This is a genomic window from Estrella lausannensis (assembly GCF_900000175.1).
GTDB classification, from domain to species: Bacteria; Chlamydiota; Chlamydiia; order Chlamydiales; family Criblamydiaceae; genus Estrella; species Estrella lausannensis.
The window spans coordinates 147,414-163,333 of the sequence record NZ_CWGJ01000011.1 but is presented as its reverse complement, the minus strand read 5'-3'; the positions used below and the strand labels follow the sequence as shown (position 1 = coordinate 163,333).

Sequence of the window (15,920 nt, the reverse complement as noted above, 5' to 3'; positions counted from 1 at the left end):
TGAGATACTTTCGGTATAGTATCTTCTCTATTCAAAACTTTCAGGAATCTAAGATGGAAATTCTTATAATCGGTACAGGATATGTCGGTCTCGTCACTGGAACTTGCATGGCGGAGATGGGGCATCACGTCATCTGCCTAGATATCAATGAAGAAAAAGTAGCCCAGCTCAATCAGGGCATTATCCCCATCTACGAACCGGGCTTGCATGAGCTGCTCATGAGAAATGTCGCAAGCGGACGCCTTAAATTCACAAGCAGCTACCCCCAGTCCCTGACAGATTCCAAAGTGTGTTTTCTTTGCGTCGACACGCCCGTTGCCGCCGATGGGTCGGCAAACCTGCACCAGATCCGAAGCGCCTCGGCCGCTATCGGCGCTCATATGAGTGGAGACTTGCTGATCGTCGTCAAATCGACCGTGCCGCCCGGGACGGCTTCAGTTGTTCAAAAGACTGTCCAGGAAGCACTGGATGAAAGAGGCGTCCTCTACGGGTTTGATGTAGTTTCCAACCCGGAGTTTCTCAAGGAGGGCAACGCCGTCAATGACTGCTTAAAACCCGATCGTGTCGTCATCGGCACAAACAGGGCGGAATCATCCGAGATCATGAAGGAAATATACGCTCCTTTCATGCTCAATCACGAGCGTCTGATGATCATGGATGTCGCGTCGGCCGAGATCACAAAATACGCCTCCAACATTATGCTCGCTGCCCGAATATCGCTAATGAACGAACTGGCCGGAATCTGTGAAAAGGTCGGAGCCAACATCGATAAAGTGCGACTGGGCGTGGGTTCAGACTCCAGGATAGGGTATCAGTTCCTTTATGCCGGGGCCGGATATGGCGGCTCCTGCCTGCCAAAAGATGTCAAAGCGATGATCTCGTTCGCAAACGGCCTCGGGTATAACGCCGAAATGCTGCAGAGCATCAACCGTGTCAATGAAAGGCAAAAGCATGTCATCTTTGGGAAAATGAAGGCCTACTTTGAAAAGGCAGGGGGACTTGCCGGCAAGACCTTTGCTATTCTTGGCCTGTCGTTCAAACCCGACACCGACGACTTGCGTGAAGCTTCGGCCCTCGTTTTGATTGAAGAGCTTTTAAAAGCAGGGGCCTCAGTCCGCCTCTTCGATCCTGTGGCAATGCCCGCTGCAAAAAAAGCAGTACCCCCGGGAGAGAGAGTCTTTTATGCCAAAGATGAAATCTCTGCTGCGGACGGATGCGACGCCATAGTTTTAATGACTGAGTGGAAACAGTTTAGATTCCTCGATTTCGAAAAAGTTTCCACTGTATTGAAAAAGATGGTGTTTTTTGACGGACGAAATCAGTATTCTCCTGACAAAATGCAAAAAATTGGGTTCGATTACATATCCATCGGCAAGAAAAATGCTTATGCCGATAGCCTTAAAAAGACAGAAACACAAATCCCAGTAACGCCATGATGACGGTATCTCTCTCTTTTAAAGACTTTTATGCCGCACGGAAAGATGCGGTTGATTTTAGGCTGCGTACTCTCGTGCCTGAAAATTCGCCCTATCACGCCTCTCTTTTTGAAGCGGCGCGCTACTCTCTTCTCTCTTCTGCCAAGAGATTGAGACCCCTGCTTGCGCTGGCTGTCGCCGAGACCTACGGTGTTTCACACCTCCAGGCGGTCAACGCAGCCTGCGCTCTCGAACTAATCCACACCTATTCACTCATCCACGATGACCTCCCCTGCATGGATGATGACGACTTCAGACGCGGCAGACCGACGCTCCATAAAGTCTTCGGTGAGTCCACCGCCCTTCTTGCCGGCGACTATCTGCTAACCCGGGCTTTCGAGATCATCGCCAAAGACCCTCATCTAACGTCTGATAAAAAAGTCGAACTCATCCAGATTCTTTCCGAACGCGCTGGCGGCGATGGGATGATTGGAGGTCAAGTGATGGATCTGGAAGCAGAAACGGCCCCCCCGGCACTTTCTCTTCTCGAAATCATTCACGCCAAAAAAACAGGATGCATGATTTTGGCGGCCGTTGAATTTGGTGCGTGCCTGGCTGGATCCCCTCCTGATGAGAGAACGCACCTTGAAGCCTATGCCAAAGAGGTTGGTATCGCCTTTCAGATCATTGATGACGTCCTCGATGAGACGGGTTCTTTTGAGGAGATGGGCAAAAAGCCGCATTCAGATCTCAACAACCATAAAACGACTTTTGCCACTCTTCTCGGAATCGAAGAAGCCAAAGTGAGAGGCGCACTGCATCTTGAGAGAGCCAAGGCGCATCTTGATAACCTCCCCCGCGACACGACTCTTTTAAAACAATTTGCCGATTTTGCCGTTAACCGCAGGTATTAGACATGCCAGGGATGTCGCTCTCAAATCAGAAGCAAACCGACAAAAAAACCAGCGCCCTCTTCAAGAGCGCTTCCAGTGGCGAAAAATCGGCGCCGGAGGAGATCGCGGAATCCCTCTTTCCTCATCGAGTGCGCCATATTCCCTGGAAACGTCTCTTCGACATCATTTTCAGCGCGGCAGTCCTTCTCTTGGCGTCTCCATTGATGCTGGTGATTACGATAATGATCCGGTTGACTTCTAAAGGCAGGGCCATCTACTCCCACGAGCGGATCGGAAGAGGGGGGCGTCCTTTTGCCTGCTATAAATTTAGAACTATGTATCTCGATGCAGAAGAGCGTCTAAGCGAAATACTTGAGCGCGATACCGCTCTTAAAAAAGAGTGGCTGGAGTCCAGAAAGCTGAAATGCGATCCGCGTGTCACTCCTATCGGCGCTATTTTACGCAAAACCTCGCTGGACGAGCTCCCCCAGTTTTTCAATGTTTTGATCGGAGATCTGGCTGTCGTGGGTCCGAGGCCTGTTGTCTTAGACGAGCTGAAAGAACACTTTGGGCACAAAGCCGTCAAGATATTGACGGTAAGACCCGGAATCACCGGAATTTGGCAAGTCTCCGGAAGAAGCGACACCAGCTATAAGACAAGGGTCTTGCTGGATGAGATTTATGTCGACTCATGCTCTTTTTCGCTTGATGTCTCGCTAATATTGAAGACGATTCCTAAAATGGTATCCACCAAGGGCGCATACTAAGAGACCGTCTCAAAGAGTTTTCAGAGGAGCTTAAAAGACTTTGCAACTGATCACCCCTCTTTCAAGACGCAAGCTTAAATGGCCTTTATTCATATCCCTACTGCTGACGCTTCTTGCCCCGGCAGCCCCCATTCCCCTGCCGATATTTTTTTTAAGCCCCTGCATTGTCTTGGCGCTCTACCGTTTCAAATTTGCAAAAGCCTTCATGTTCACCTTCTTCTTAGGACTGTTCCTAGATCTCTTCTCGCTTGAGACGAGGCTGGGACTTATCGGTACAGCGCTTGCCCTTTCGCTGGCTGCGGTATCACCTTTTAAAAAGGTGCTATTTGCCGACCAGTTTTACACTCTTCCTCTGATGACTTTCCTCTTCAGCTTCTTCGCCACAATGGCTACTTCCGTTTTGTTCCCGGGGGTATTGGATGCGGAGTTTGTGGGAAAAGCTCTTTTCACGGAAGGGCTGATCATGCCTTTTGCCGACGCCTGCTATGCCTTTACGGTCTTTATTCTGCCTGAGATTCTCTATGGACTCACTTACCGGTTGATCAGACGGAATGCCTAACATTCTATACCGAAAGCATCTCGAAATTTGGGATTTTGGTTTTGAGACACTTTCGGTATGGAGCTTTCTCTTTGCCAAAACCTAAATTTCAAGACGCTTAATGATCCCCTTGATAATAGGGCTCTATGTGGACAATCACATCCTGAACGGAGGGCCAATCCTTCTGGATTTCAACCCGCACTTCCTGACTGATCTTATGGGCTTCATCAACCGAAAGGGTCGGCTCAACTTCTATATCGATATCGACGTGAGCATCAGGGCCAAACTGCTGCACACGGATCTTCTCCGTCCCCAGCACCCCCTTTGCCCGCATGGCGGCCCGTCTGATCCTCTCGAAAACCTCATTTTCTGGAACTCGGTCGAGCAGCTGGTGAAGGTTTTCCCTTGCGGCCATTAGTCCAAGGAATACCATGACGGCCGCAATGAGTACCGCTCCCAGGTGATCGAGAAAAAGTGTCGCCTGTGGCAGAAGCTGCCCCGATATCAACGACAACATCGCCAGTATTGACGTGATGGCATCGACGCGGAAGTGAGCTGCTTCAGCAACGAGGGCCGAACTTGCCTCCGAGCGTGCTGTTCTCATCAGAAAACGGTAGGAGATCTCCAAAAGAATAATAGCAAACAGCGGAACCACAAAGAGGAAAGGAGGCAAGCTATGCCCTTCTTCACCGCCTCTCAGATCAATAAGGTTGCGGAATGCCATGTAAACACCGACCAAAGCCAGGAATATACCAAGCTGCATCCCCGCCAGAGGTTCATAGCGTCCATGTCCGAAAGGATGATTCTGATCCGGTGGTCTGTCGGCCAATTTTATGAAAAAGAACAAAATGAGACTCGATGAGATATCGAGTAACGTGGAGAGAGCATCCATGAACAAGGCTTCGCTGCCAAAGAGAAAAAATGCCGCCATTTCGAGAAAAACGATCACACCTCTTGCAGTAATCCCAAATAAAATGCTCCGACGCAAAGCGCAAATTCGGGATTTTCGGGCCTCATCAACAGAAGTAGGAGGTCTTTTGGCATCAGGAAATTGGGTCATTGTCACTCGTTGTCAATGGATATTTCGGATTTGAAAAACAGGATAGCTTTTCTTAAGTTTGCTTTCGAGCCTAAAATAACCACAACATCATCGGCCAAAAGAGTTTCTTCCGGTTCCGGATTAGCGATCACCTTAGGGCCTCTGGATATCATCAAAACAGTGACGCCAAGGAGTTTGTGATGAGCGAGTTCCTTAAGGGTCTTTCCGCTCACGACACTTCTCTTCCCTACCCGGACCATCTCAGTCATTTTTTCGATCAGTTCCGTGGGAATGTGTGAGAAAAGACCTGTTCTCGAATAGATCAACCGCATCAGTTCATATCCTTCGTAACGGACATTGGTCAGGCATTTTTCGATCACGCTTTCTTCGACCTGAAAATGCGAGAGCACTTTGCCAAAAATTTCCAGCGAGGCGCCAAACTCATCGGGGATCACATCGTCGGCGCCGAGCGAATAGATGCGGCTGACCTGGTGCACATAGCTGGTGCGGACGATGATATAGAGATCCTTGTTCATCTTGCGCGCCAGCCTCACTACCCGCAAAGCCGCCGTCGGGTCGTTGATTACGATTGCTATGCTCTTAGCCCGCTGAATGCCTGCGTGGGTCAGCACGGACTCCCGCGTTGCGTCCCCAAAGACAACAGGCTCTCCTCTCTCTTTTTCTTTGCGGACTATCTCAGGATCGATTTCGAGAACAACATAAGGAATCGATGCCTCCCGTGCGGCAAACGAGAGATTTTTTCCCGAAAGCCCCATGCCAACGATGATGATATGTCCGCTGATCGGCTCCTTCTCCTCTCCATCGATTTGAAGGCAGGCCCTGATCCACCCAGGCAGGGGCAGCCTCTCGATGACAGCATCCAGCCAGGACGCCAGCCAGAAAAGGAGGGGGGTAATTGCCATCGTTAATAGAGAAACTGCCAAAAAGAGCTGGTGATGGAAAGGGGTGCCGATATCGATCTCCTCCCCTTTCTTCATCATGACAAAGGCAAATTCACCAATTTGCGATAGGGCAAGGCCGGTAATCAGGGCAGTTCTGAGGGGTAATCCTATCACTAAGGCAACGCTTGTAGTCAGCGCCGTTTTCATGAACAGAACGCCTATTGTTGTGAACAAGATAAGAATCGGCTCCTCAAGAAGAAAATGAATATCGACCAGCATGCCGATCAAAACGAAATAAAGGCTGATGAAGATATCCTGAAAAGGAAGCACTCCTCCCACAGCCTCGTGACGGTATTCTGACTCCGAAATGACCATCCCCGCAAAGAAAGCACCAAGCGACAGGGACAGGCCCGCTTTCCATGAGCCATAGGTGATCGCAATGCAGATCAAAATGATACTGATTAAAAACAGCTCCCGGCTTTTGGTGCCTGCGATCGCTTGCAAAATCTTGGGGACGATCACATAGGCTGCGATTAAAACCACCGGAGCGGCAATAAGATGCAGTGAGAAGAAGTCCATGGCATGTTGCTCCTCCCTGGTGGCAAACGAGCCAAGAAGAGGAATCATCACGATCATAGGGATCACCGCTAAATCTTGGAATATAAGCATGCTCAGCATAGGCTTCGCATGAGGACTCGCCATCTCGCCTCTCTCCTCTAGAATACGAATGACAATGGCCGTGCTGCTCATGGAGAGCAAAAAACCCAGAAAGATCGCTTCCCCGAACGGTCTTTGTAAGAGAGAACCGATGACAAACCCTACCGCTACCGTCAAGATGACTTGCAATCCTCCACCGAGAATGAACAGCTTGCGAAACCGTAAAATCCTCCTGAGGGAGAATTCCGTCCCTACAGTGAACAGAAGCAGAACTACACCGATTTGAGCCAAGATCCTCGACTCATGACTGGCCTGGATAAGCCCAAGACAGTTCGGGCCGATCACCACCCCTGTGATTAAAAACCCGACAATAGCGGGAAGCTTTAAACGCATGGAGACGAGTAAGACAAGTACAGAAACAGAAAAAATGACTAAGATATTCCAGATAACAACTTCTGGATTGAGCAGTTCCATAAAAGCATAGTACCGTTTTCGTTTGGTTTCGGTATACGAAACCAAACGAAAAATTGCTATTGCCTTTATTGGATAAGGCGCAGGGGCTACTGAACAGTCAGCTCTTCGACGGCATCTAAAATTGCCCTGGCGTATCCCTGATAACCTCCCTGCACGTCCTCTTCGGTGATTTCGTAGAGAATGTCCGGGGTAACACCTAAGTTCTCGATCGGTAAAAGATCCTCTCTTTCAGCAATCGATCCCGTGTAGCGATAATTATCAATACCCAGCAAGTTAGGAAAGCTTGTTGTCAAAACAATACCCCCGGCTCCGGCAGTCTTCGTCCCCAGAATTTTGGCCCGTTTGTTGTCTTGCATAACAGCCGGGAAGAAGTCGGCGCAGGAGAAGTCCAGGCCATTGGTCAAAATCAGTATGGGCTTGGTGTATCGATAGAGGGGATGGGGCTTGACTTCATCGATTCCATACAGATGGAAGGGCTCGGTGATCGCTCTTCCCGCGCTCCATTCGCTTAGCACAAACTTGAAATAGCGTTTAAACGAGGCGGCAAGTTCTATGTCGACTTGCATTCCGTCCAACGTTTCGCCAAATAGTTCTTTGGCGTCATCGTCAGTTTGAACGTTGTCAAAAAGAGGCTCCAAAATCAGGGCCATCATGACTTCGCGCTGGGAAATGCTGATTTTGTGTTTATGCGCTTTGAGGGGTTTATCTGTCAGCATGGCCGTCAGCGACTGCAGGAAGAAAAGCATGCCTCCCGGGTTGTTGACCTGGTCGATGACAAGGGCGTCGGTTTTGAGCTGAAACCGCTCGATAACTCTGCCAAACTCCTCAGCCTCATCCGTCGATGCCACAAAGGAGGGAATCCTGATGTAGCCGATTTTTTTTCTGGAAGCGGTCTCGAAGATGTAGGCATGAAAGAAGGAGTGTCTGTCCAGCTCCCAATTCAGGGTTCCGAGCCTGGGCACAAAGCTGTATTTGCCACCAATCTCATCGAGGTCTATATCATCTGACAAACGGTGTATATCACTTAAGGCTTTGAAGGAGGGCAAAAGCATCTCTTTTCGCGCGATCTCAAGAAGCATCTGCCGTGGAGTCATCTCCCCTATACTTCTCTCTCGGGCTTGCGCAAAAGCCCTTGAGGTAATCTTTTCAGGATAGTAGCGCCATATCAGGTTGACTGTGTAGATGCTTCCGCTTTTCCTCGATCTGACCTTCAGCTCTACAGCGCCCTTCGGAACAAGATGGCCGAGAGCTCCGCTTCGCTTCGTTAAAAATGTCTCTGCAAGCGACCAATCGGTTTCGGTGTCACCTGCACCGACCTCTCGCTCTTTGATTTTCAAAACCTCATCGCGAGTCGGCTGGCCATCAAAAGTTAGCACTTCATCACCCACCTCCACCGGATCGGTCTGAGTGGGGAATTTTTCCCAATCAATGTGGCTGATGAAATAGCGTCTGCCGGCACCTTTTATTCGAAAGGGTAAGTAGGACACTTCGGTCGAGTAGAAGCTAATACCAGTGTGATAATCCCGGGTGGTGTTAAAAAAATCTTTTAAAGCGACATGAAACTCTTTCAAACTTAGATTGCGCCCGCGAATTTTAGCTTTTAGCTGCTCCACTTCTGCATCCAAATCCCAGCCTGTAAAATCTCGCTTCCACTCCGCGGGGGCATAGCCGACTTCAAATGTGTTTTTGATAATGTCGACAGTCTGCAGCATCATCGCTTCGCTCTGGGTCGTCGCCTCGCCTTGAAATCTAAGGAACGCTGAAAGCAAAGCAACACAAACAAATAAAACACATTTCATAAACAAATCGCCAATAACGTTGTCTGTTTTTAAAATTTAATAAAAATTCATTCCATCATATTGAAAATCTCATGAATTGTCAACAAGCCGCTCCCGGGCTATTCGAATAAAAATTTACTCCACTTTTTACTAGGACTCCTATGATCCTGCACACGAAATTTATTCTAGCGTGAATTTCGCTCTTCGTTCATTAAGTGGATATACACCGAAAGTGTCTCGAAATTTGGTCTTAGGAAAAGAGAGAGCTCCCCAAGATTGAGGCTTTCTCAAAGGCAAAAAGTCAAATTTTGAGGCGCTTTCGGCATAAGTTGAATTTGATTTCGGCCCGTTAATCGCCCTCATCATCGAACTGAATTTGCTTTTAAACGACCTCCTTTCGATCCAAGCCGAGCGATTATCAAGTGGCAGCACACAGAAATTATTTCAAAATTTGAGGTTTTAGGATTGAAAAACCTTCGGCATGAACAAAGCCATGGGCTTTCCTTTTGACCCCCAAACCAATCTGCTCTCAAGCTTAATTGATGATATACCGAAAACGTCTCACATTTTTTTTAAAAACGAAAGCATTCCCGGAATCGAATGGGTGCGGTGCACCCCAACTTTCTGATGAATGGTTTCCTGCGACCAATCACTCCCAAAAGCTCTTCAAAGTCCAGACCCCAAATTTAGACGCTTTCGACGAAACGAAAGCCCAGCTGCCCATATTGAAATTTTAAAACTTACCCGATCCATCTAAGGAGAGTGCTCGGCATAAAACTGTCAGAATTCGGCCATTAATGTGTTGAGGAATTCTCCTCACCAGATCTCTGCGTCAGGATTCTTGCCCAAATTTTTGATGATTCAAGAGGATACAAGGAGGTTTGTTATGTTTTGTTCAGTAAGATCGAAAATCCCCGACTACCATGAGAAATTCAGAGAGCTCTCATGCATCAATACGAGGACAACGATCGCTTCCCTGGTCGAGGGGATCGAAGAGTCCATCAAACCCGTGAGCGCTGCAAGCTACTCCATCTTCTCGATGTGGCCAGCCCAAAGCTCATCGCAGACTACTGCCCATTTGGAGATGAAGCGCGTTACCAAACATCTCAAGACAAAATTGAATAAGTGGTGCGAAGAGATCGATCGGGAACTGGAGGGAGCGCGGTACACCCCCTATCTTCTCGAGCGTCTTAAAGTTGTCTTCCAGGAAATTTTCGAAGGGGGGAAAACGGCAATTTTGGAGAGAAAAATCGAAGAGGCATCGCTCCCCTTGCAAAAGCTGGAACCTCTTCTACGCAAGCTAGACAAGCTCATCATGCGGGTTGTCTTGACTCCCCCCCTTGAAAAACTGACCCCGCCCCGCAGGTACTCCCTTTTCCGCTCGGGAGGGCTCTTACCACACATGGTTATGCCCGGACTATTTGGAGTCTACCCCTCTTCGAGACTCATCACACGCAGTTCCCTCGCTTCGACCAGCTCACCTCTCGCATCCGGCCGCCCCACCTTAAAATCATTAGGGCGCTCAAAAAGCCTACCCAACATCAGCCTCAATTCTCAAAGCAGGACGGCTAAGCTGACAAGGGAGAAAGAGATCGATAATTTACGAAAGGAGTTGGTCACGAAAGATCGTAGTTTGGCCCTCGAGTCAAAGGTCAGTAAAATATGTGTATTTACTCCCGATTTTGGGGAAAACTGGACCAATTTCCTAGTCGCGGGTTTCAAATCAATGACGGAGGAGGAAGAAGTGATCGCTGTCGCCAAAGCATTAAATGCTCTGCAGGCAATCAACATCATTAACGGCATCCTCCATGATTCCAGGGAGGAGTGGAAAATCTGTTTTTTAATCGGCGGGCTTGAGGCGCAAGTGTTTGAAGAGTGTATTCCCGCTTTTGACGATAGCCAACTGACAATCTTAGCAGATATCTTGAGCTCCGGGAGCAAAATGCAGCTTAAATGGCTCGATCAGCAGTTCTATCGCATCCGCCAATGGTACATTGACGCTTGCAACAAAACCACATCCAGAATCAACGCCATGGCCAAAAAGTTCCGTGAAGACACTGAGGGCCGTTTTTTAACCTCTTCAGACCTGCAGTACATGTCGGAATTGGAAGGGACAATTGCCCTAAAGATGCATACGATCAGCGATAAGCTTTTGAAGCTCATCAGACGCGTACCCCTCCATCCGGAAACCAAGCACGTGCTTTTTGAGGGAGTGATCAAAGACTACCGGGTTTTACTGACCCGGTTAAGAGAAACCAAAGATTATGAGGAGAGGCCTGCCGGCTGTCTCCTTCCTATTATCTTCCGCAATGTCTTTGATCGCGCAGGCATCACTGACGAAGACGAAGCTTACGATATCTTCGGCAACTGGAATTTACTGTATGGAAAAGACTATTATGAAGCAGGTATCTTTGGAAACATCAGCTTCGAGGAATTCAAGGCACTCGAGACTGTGGTGAGCAACATTTTCCCACAGATGCGCGCACACCTCTCCTCTCAGGGAATCAACAAAGTCGCAGATCTCAAAAAACTTTTGATTTTCAACAACCATCTGCTAACTTGTTATTTGAAAGATGCAAGACGAGCGGTCGCTTTGGGTGATCTTTCCCGTGAAATCATAGCAAGGAAATGAAGATGGCTATAGAGAGAGTTGACTACCAAGCTTTTGACATTAAAGCGACAGGCTATGCGGCCTACCCGGCCAAGGCGACGGAGAAGTCTCCTGCGATCATTTTAGCCCATGCATGGAGAGGTTTAGATGACTTCGTCAAAGAGAAAGCTGAAATGATCGCCTCTCATGGCTACGTCGCCTTCGCCGCCGATCTTTACGGAGGGGTCGAGGCTAAGGATGACGACGAGGCCTTCAAGCTGATGTCTCCTCTTTTTGTCAACCGCGCTCTCCTTAGGAAAAGGTTTGCCGCCGCGTTTGATCTCGTCAAGGGAATGAATCGAGTGGACTCCAATCGCGTCGGGGCGATTGGGTTCTGCTTTGGCGGAGCGGCCGTTATCGAATTAATGCGCAGCGGTCTCGATCTTAAAGGCATTGTCAGTTTCCATGGTGTCTTGGGAAATCAGATAGGGGGGCTGGTCGCTTCCGAAGAGGAAGTAAAAACCTCCAAACAGTGTCACGCCCTTATTTTACATGGAGACCAAGACCCCTTAGTCACCCAGCAAGATATCGACGGTCTAAAGCGGGAATTCACTCAATCCGCAATCGATTGGCAATTTCACATTTTTGGCAACACAGTCCATGCGTTTACAAATCCCGCTGTTGACAATTTCAAAGAGGGCCTCTGCTTTGATGCCAAAGCTAATAAACGCTCATGGAAGATGATGTTTGATTTCTTCGAGGAGATTTTAAAGTAGTTCTTAGAGCCTTTGCTAAGCTCAGCTCATGCAATTTCAGTTTACGGTAAGGCTCCATTCAATCTAAATCCAGCCGGCGCGGCACTCTCTCGGAGTGCCTTCTGCTCATAGCCTAAGCAGCATTGAACCACAGAGGGTCGCGAGTAGAGTTTGCTTCCATTAAAATCAACGATAGTATAATTCAGTTTTATATCAATTAACACCAGTAGAAATTCAAGAGATTATTTACCACCTATTTAACGATTTTGTGTACTGAAAATTACCCCTATACAACATTTCGTTTTTTTTACTGAGATTAGGTTCTTAGAGACTATCCTCAAACTCAAACCAGTATGCTTTGCTGCTGAATTGGGCTATAAGAGACCGTTATACCGAAAGTGTCTCAAAATTTGTTTTCCGCCGATTGGGGGATGATTCAGAGCAGTTTTAATTCATTTTTTTAGCTGAGGGATGCGTTATCCGATAGTGTCGCCCTTAGGAATCAAAATGAAGTCTAAATCAGCTGTAAAATTGACAGAAACCCAATCCGTTGACGGTTTCTGAGAGGATACCTCCAGCTTGGACGTGACACAATTATCACTAAACGAGAGAGCTCTTTTAGTAGCAAATTGTTCCAGGTCTTATCTACTTTAAAAACGGAACCAATAAAAAAGAATGGAGGCACAATGCAACCGTCTGCTTTTACTAAAGATGGGAAACCAATGGAAGAGTTTCCCGCGCTTTCTCAAGACACTCATGGCCAGGGTTCGATAAGGAGAAGAAGGGGCAATAACTCTTCGCTTGAGCAATCTCCTAAAAAAGAGGAAAGAAGCAAGAAAGTATCGAACGCACAAAAAGAGGTTGTTGAAAGACAGTCGGTCACCACCGATCCTCCCGAGATCAAAAGTAGAGTAAAGCAAGAGGCGCCCCAGGGGGGGATCAATATCTACATGCTTTTAAAAAACATTCTGCCCGAAACACTCAGCTGCCTTGGCAGCACCGACGAAGAATCCTCATTCAGCATGGAAGAGGGAATGCTCCGCAGAAAATTGCTCGAAGAATTGAGCAGGAGCAAAGACGTCGAGATGAAGAGCGCAGAATCCGGAAACGGCGACTCATCGGAAGAGGTGACCCGGCTGAAGAGTCTGATCGAGAGAAAAGACAGCATCAACTCACGGCTGCGCGAGAAAATCGCGAGGTTGGAAGAAGCCAGTAAAGAGGGCGGGGTCAAGGCAACGGAGCCGTCCTTAAGCGAAGCAAAAGATCTCGTTCGGGAGATCGATCTATTAACAGCGAAACTGCACCCGGAGACAACGCATCCGGAGCTTGTCACACCCCATGATGTGAGGCAAACAATACTCCAGCTTTCAAAACAAGTTGAGAGCCTGAAGCAAACGCTCGAAATAGAACCGCGCTTCTTTTGCGACTTAACATGCAGCATGCTCAAAAAGCAGCAGCACCGTGAGCTGACCGACAAGATTCGTTTCCTGCAAGAGAAGCTTGGCGTTCTTTTAAGCGACTTAACGACAGCTGTCGATTCGCAACCCAAAATAGACGGTTCGGATCTTGGAAAAGCAAAGCTCGCCAAACACTACACACCAACCTATCAAGGGCTTGAATCGATCTGCAACGAGTATTTAGCGATGAAAGATCTCTTCGATATCTATATCGCAGAGCTCCAGCGTAAAATCATCACCGATGAACAGATGGTGTTTCAAATCCCGGCAGCTCATTTGACAACGATTTCGTATGTCATGGAGGCTTTCACCGCAATCGACATGCAGAAAAAGCTGGAGAGCGCCGACGAGCGTTACTCAAAAAGATATGAAAGACTGCGCGAACTGCTTCTAAAACGCGTGAACATCGAGGAAAACCTCAATCACGTGGCGCATACGATCTACTCCAAATTGATGGGGATCGGAGCCGGAGAATTCATCAGCAAGATGGAAAGTTCCCTTGTCTTAATCAGGAATAATGTAAGCAATCCAAGAGCCATTCAAGTAAAGTCCTTGCAAGACTGGTTTTTAATCAAAACTCTGACCAAAGAGATCAAGGCAATCCAATCCTTTATCGCCATGGCAGCCGACTCAAGGAGGGTGATCCGCGAGATGGCCTCAAGCTCTGCTGCGTTGGGGGAAGAACAGGTTTTGATGCACTACAACACGTTAAAATCAGAGTATAAAGAACTCAAAAGAAGAGCTGATCAGCTTCTCGGCCTGATGCAGAACGTGCAGGCCGCCCTGAAAAAGCAGGTTGAAGAGTGGGAAACAGATCCGAGGATCACGGACTATAATCTGCAGCGGCAAGCTATTGTTAGAGGAACGACGGAGAGCGTCATCAAGGAACAGGAATACACCCCCTTCTTAGAAGCGCACCGGGAGAGAAAGCAGCTCCTCGCTCAGATCACCAGCGAGCTGAAAACTTTTAACGAGAGCTTTGTTGCCGCTCGCAAGGAAGCGAACCGTTTATATGACAGCATCCAGAGATCAGGGGTGCATATCTCCGAGACGCGTTTCAATGTCCAGGGTTATACCGACCCAGAACTTGAACTCCCCGCTGCTCAGATGCCATCAAAAGCTGAAGAAGAAAAGCAAATAGGACTTTCCTCATCGCAGATCGCTTCCTCGTCAATGTCCCACTCGACAGCCTCAGACGAGGAAAAGAAAACTCCTTCGCTCAGCCCACAAGAGGAGGGGTCGCCTTCAACTGTTGTTGAAGGGCAAAGCGCTTTGTCCGGTTCATCGGGCGGAGATGGCAAAGCTTCCAAAGAAGAAGACGATGGAAAGGGCGGCAGTCTCGAAACAACATAGTCGTTTAAGATAACTTACGACAAATTAAGAGGCGCCTTGCCGAGAGGGTGAGTGCGCCTCTTTCTTTTAAAAGATCACTAATGCCAAATTTGAGACACTTTCGGTATGGCTATACGGCTTTTGTGACTTTCTCTTTTCTGAAAAGCACTTTGGACACTTTCATTGAAAAACGGAAAAAGAAATATCCAATAAAAGCACCGATGACAGCCCAACACACTCCCTCGAAAGTGAGGGGGAGGGCAAAATGGTATTTTTTTAAGGTTGCTTTGGCGATCGCCTTATCGAAATGAATCATAAAAAGAAACGGCTTTGAAAAGAGAGTGGCGCTGTCTAAGTTATAAAGAGCACTTTCCAAACGAATCAACCGTGTCTGCATCCCATTCATCAAGACCCCCTGACGATGAAAATCAGGATCTTGGCTAGCCTGGAATTTGGCGATAAACTCGTCGAGCGTCTTCCCCGACTGCCGCGCTGTTTCTTTCATGGAGTCGATGTGGTAGCGCAGCTCATCGACATGGCCCGAAAGCCTTTGTTCGTAGCTGTTTTCATAAGCGGGAAACTGGGACAGAAGCACGGCGAACAAAAGGATTGACACCTTGCTGAGAACGGATGAAACTCTGATTGCCATACTCATCTTGCCTTATCTGAAAACCGGCATGGGCCTGTTTGTGAAGGAACGCGGTATGAAAACCTTCTCCAGAAAGCTCCGGAGAAGGTCTTTTCGCTTGTAAGCTGCTCAATGAGGCTGAGGGGAACCGTTGGCTTTGGGAGCTGCATTGGATTCCTCTTTTGGAGTATTGGCCTCAAATTCTTTGCGGCTCTTCTCCATGCATTTAGCAAAGCGCTTGGCTTTCTGATGCTGGATTTCGTCTAACATTCCCTGGATCTGTTCTTTGTCCGTGATGCCATTTTTATTCATCACTTCAGTAAAGATCTCAAGCAAGGTTTCTCGGAAGATGGTGATCGCCTGTTCACGATACTCAGGCGATTTGAGGGGGTTGGGGTTCATTTTGTCCGCTTTCCCCTCAACCCGAGGGAGGACGGTTTTATCGTTGGAAGCCAAATCTTTGACAATCGCAGACCATTTGTCTTCAGGGATTTGATTTTTTTTCAGAGTCTCTTTAACAAAAGGCTCTGGAAAATACGATAAAAGAAGCTCTTTGGAGCACTCATCGACTGTAGGGGCGGCGGCCGGATTTTTCTCTTCGGCCTGAACGGCAGCAATTGAAGCGAAGCATAAAACAGGGACTATCAGGGAGCGGATCAACATATGTACAGTTCCTCCTTTGAAGGAATATAAGT

The 15,920-nt window shown here is 48.0% G+C and carries 12 protein-coding genes; 7 read left to right on the top strand and 5 right to left on the bottom strand.

All coding sequences use genetic code 11. From position 1 onward, the window contains the following. Positions 1–53: 53 nt before the first annotated feature. The 4 genes from ELAC_RS03730 to ELAC_RS03715 are packed head-to-tail and all read left to right on the top strand — an operon-like array spanning position 54 to position 3,634. Positions 54–1,436, top strand: coding sequence for a UDP-glucose dehydrogenase family protein (locus ELAC_RS03730; RefSeq protein ID WP_098037938.1), 1,383 nt, complete (start codon positions 54–56; stop codon positions 1,434–1,436). Beyond that, on the top strand, positions 1,433–2,329 hold the full coding sequence (locus ELAC_RS03725) for a polyprenyl synthetase family protein (protein WP_098037937.1): 897 nt from the start codon (positions 1,433–1,435) through the stop codon (positions 2,327–2,329). Before ELAC_RS03730 ends, ELAC_RS03725 begins: the two co-directional genes overlap by 4 nt. Before the next feature lie 2 nt (positions 2,330–2,331). Then, positions 2,332–3,075 (top strand): sugar transferase, encoded by a 744-nt coding sequence (locus ELAC_RS03720; protein ID WP_239414351.1) that lies wholly within the window; start codon positions 2,332–2,334, stop codon positions 3,073–3,075. Positions 3,076–3,115: 40 nt separating this feature from the next. After that, positions 3,116–3,634, top strand: coding sequence for a hypothetical protein (locus ELAC_RS03715; protein WP_098037936.1), 519 nt, complete (start codon positions 3,116–3,118; stop codon positions 3,632–3,634). Positions 3,635–3,731: 97 nt separating this feature from the next. Here the strand turns inward: ELAC_RS03715 and ELAC_RS03710 are convergent, their stop codons facing one another. From ELAC_RS03710 to ELAC_RS03700, 3 genes are all read right to left on the bottom strand, one after another. Then, positions 3,732–4,673: a cation diffusion facilitator family transporter gene (locus tag ELAC_RS03710; RefSeq protein WP_098037935.1), complete on the bottom strand. Its 942-nt coding sequence runs from the start codon at positions 4,671–4,673 to the stop codon at positions 3,732–3,734. Between the two features lie 2 nt (positions 4,674–4,675). Beyond that, positions 4,676–6,685, bottom strand: coding sequence for a monovalent cation:proton antiporter family protein (locus tag ELAC_RS03705; protein ID WP_098037934.1), 2,010 nt, complete (start codon positions 6,683–6,685; stop codon positions 4,676–4,678). A gap of 86 nt (positions 6,686–6,771) precedes the next feature. Beyond that, positions 6,772–8,484, bottom strand: coding sequence for a protease-like activity factor CPAF (locus ELAC_RS03700; protein WP_098037933.1), 1,713 nt, complete (start codon positions 8,482–8,484; stop codon positions 6,772–6,774). An 865-nt stretch (positions 8,485–9,349) separates the two neighbouring features. On the opposite strand from ELAC_RS03700, the gene ELAC_RS03690 reads away from it, so the two are divergent. From ELAC_RS03690 to ELAC_RS03680, 3 genes are all read left to right on the top strand, one after another. Next, positions 9,350–11,095: a hypothetical protein gene (locus tag ELAC_RS03690; RefSeq protein WP_098037931.1), complete on the top strand. Its 1,746-nt coding sequence runs from the start codon at positions 9,350–9,352 to the stop codon at positions 11,093–11,095. A 2-nt stretch (positions 11,096–11,097) separates the two neighbouring features. Next, entirely contained in the window at positions 11,098–11,829 is a 732-nt protein-coding gene (locus ELAC_RS03685) for a dienelactone hydrolase family protein (protein ID WP_158227799.1), read from the top strand. 665 nt (positions 11,830–12,494) lie between these two features. Beyond that, positions 12,495–14,618 (top strand): hypothetical protein, encoded by a 2,124-nt coding sequence (locus ELAC_RS03680; protein ID WP_143406429.1) that lies wholly within the window; start codon positions 12,495–12,497, stop codon positions 14,616–14,618. 109 nt (positions 14,619–14,727) lie between these two features. Here ELAC_RS03680 and ELAC_RS03675 read toward each other — a convergent pair whose 3' ends face one another. After that, positions 14,728–15,246, bottom strand: a complete 519-nt coding sequence (locus ELAC_RS03675; RefSeq protein WP_158227798.1) for a DUF2937 family protein — start codon at positions 15,244–15,246, stop codon at positions 14,728–14,730. Between the two features lie 108 nt (positions 15,247–15,354). Continuing rightward, on the bottom strand, positions 15,355–15,888 hold the full coding sequence (locus ELAC_RS03670; protein ID WP_098037927.1) for a hypothetical protein: 534 nt from the start codon (positions 15,886–15,888) through the stop codon (positions 15,355–15,357). Positions 15,889–15,920 lie beyond the last annotated feature (32 nt).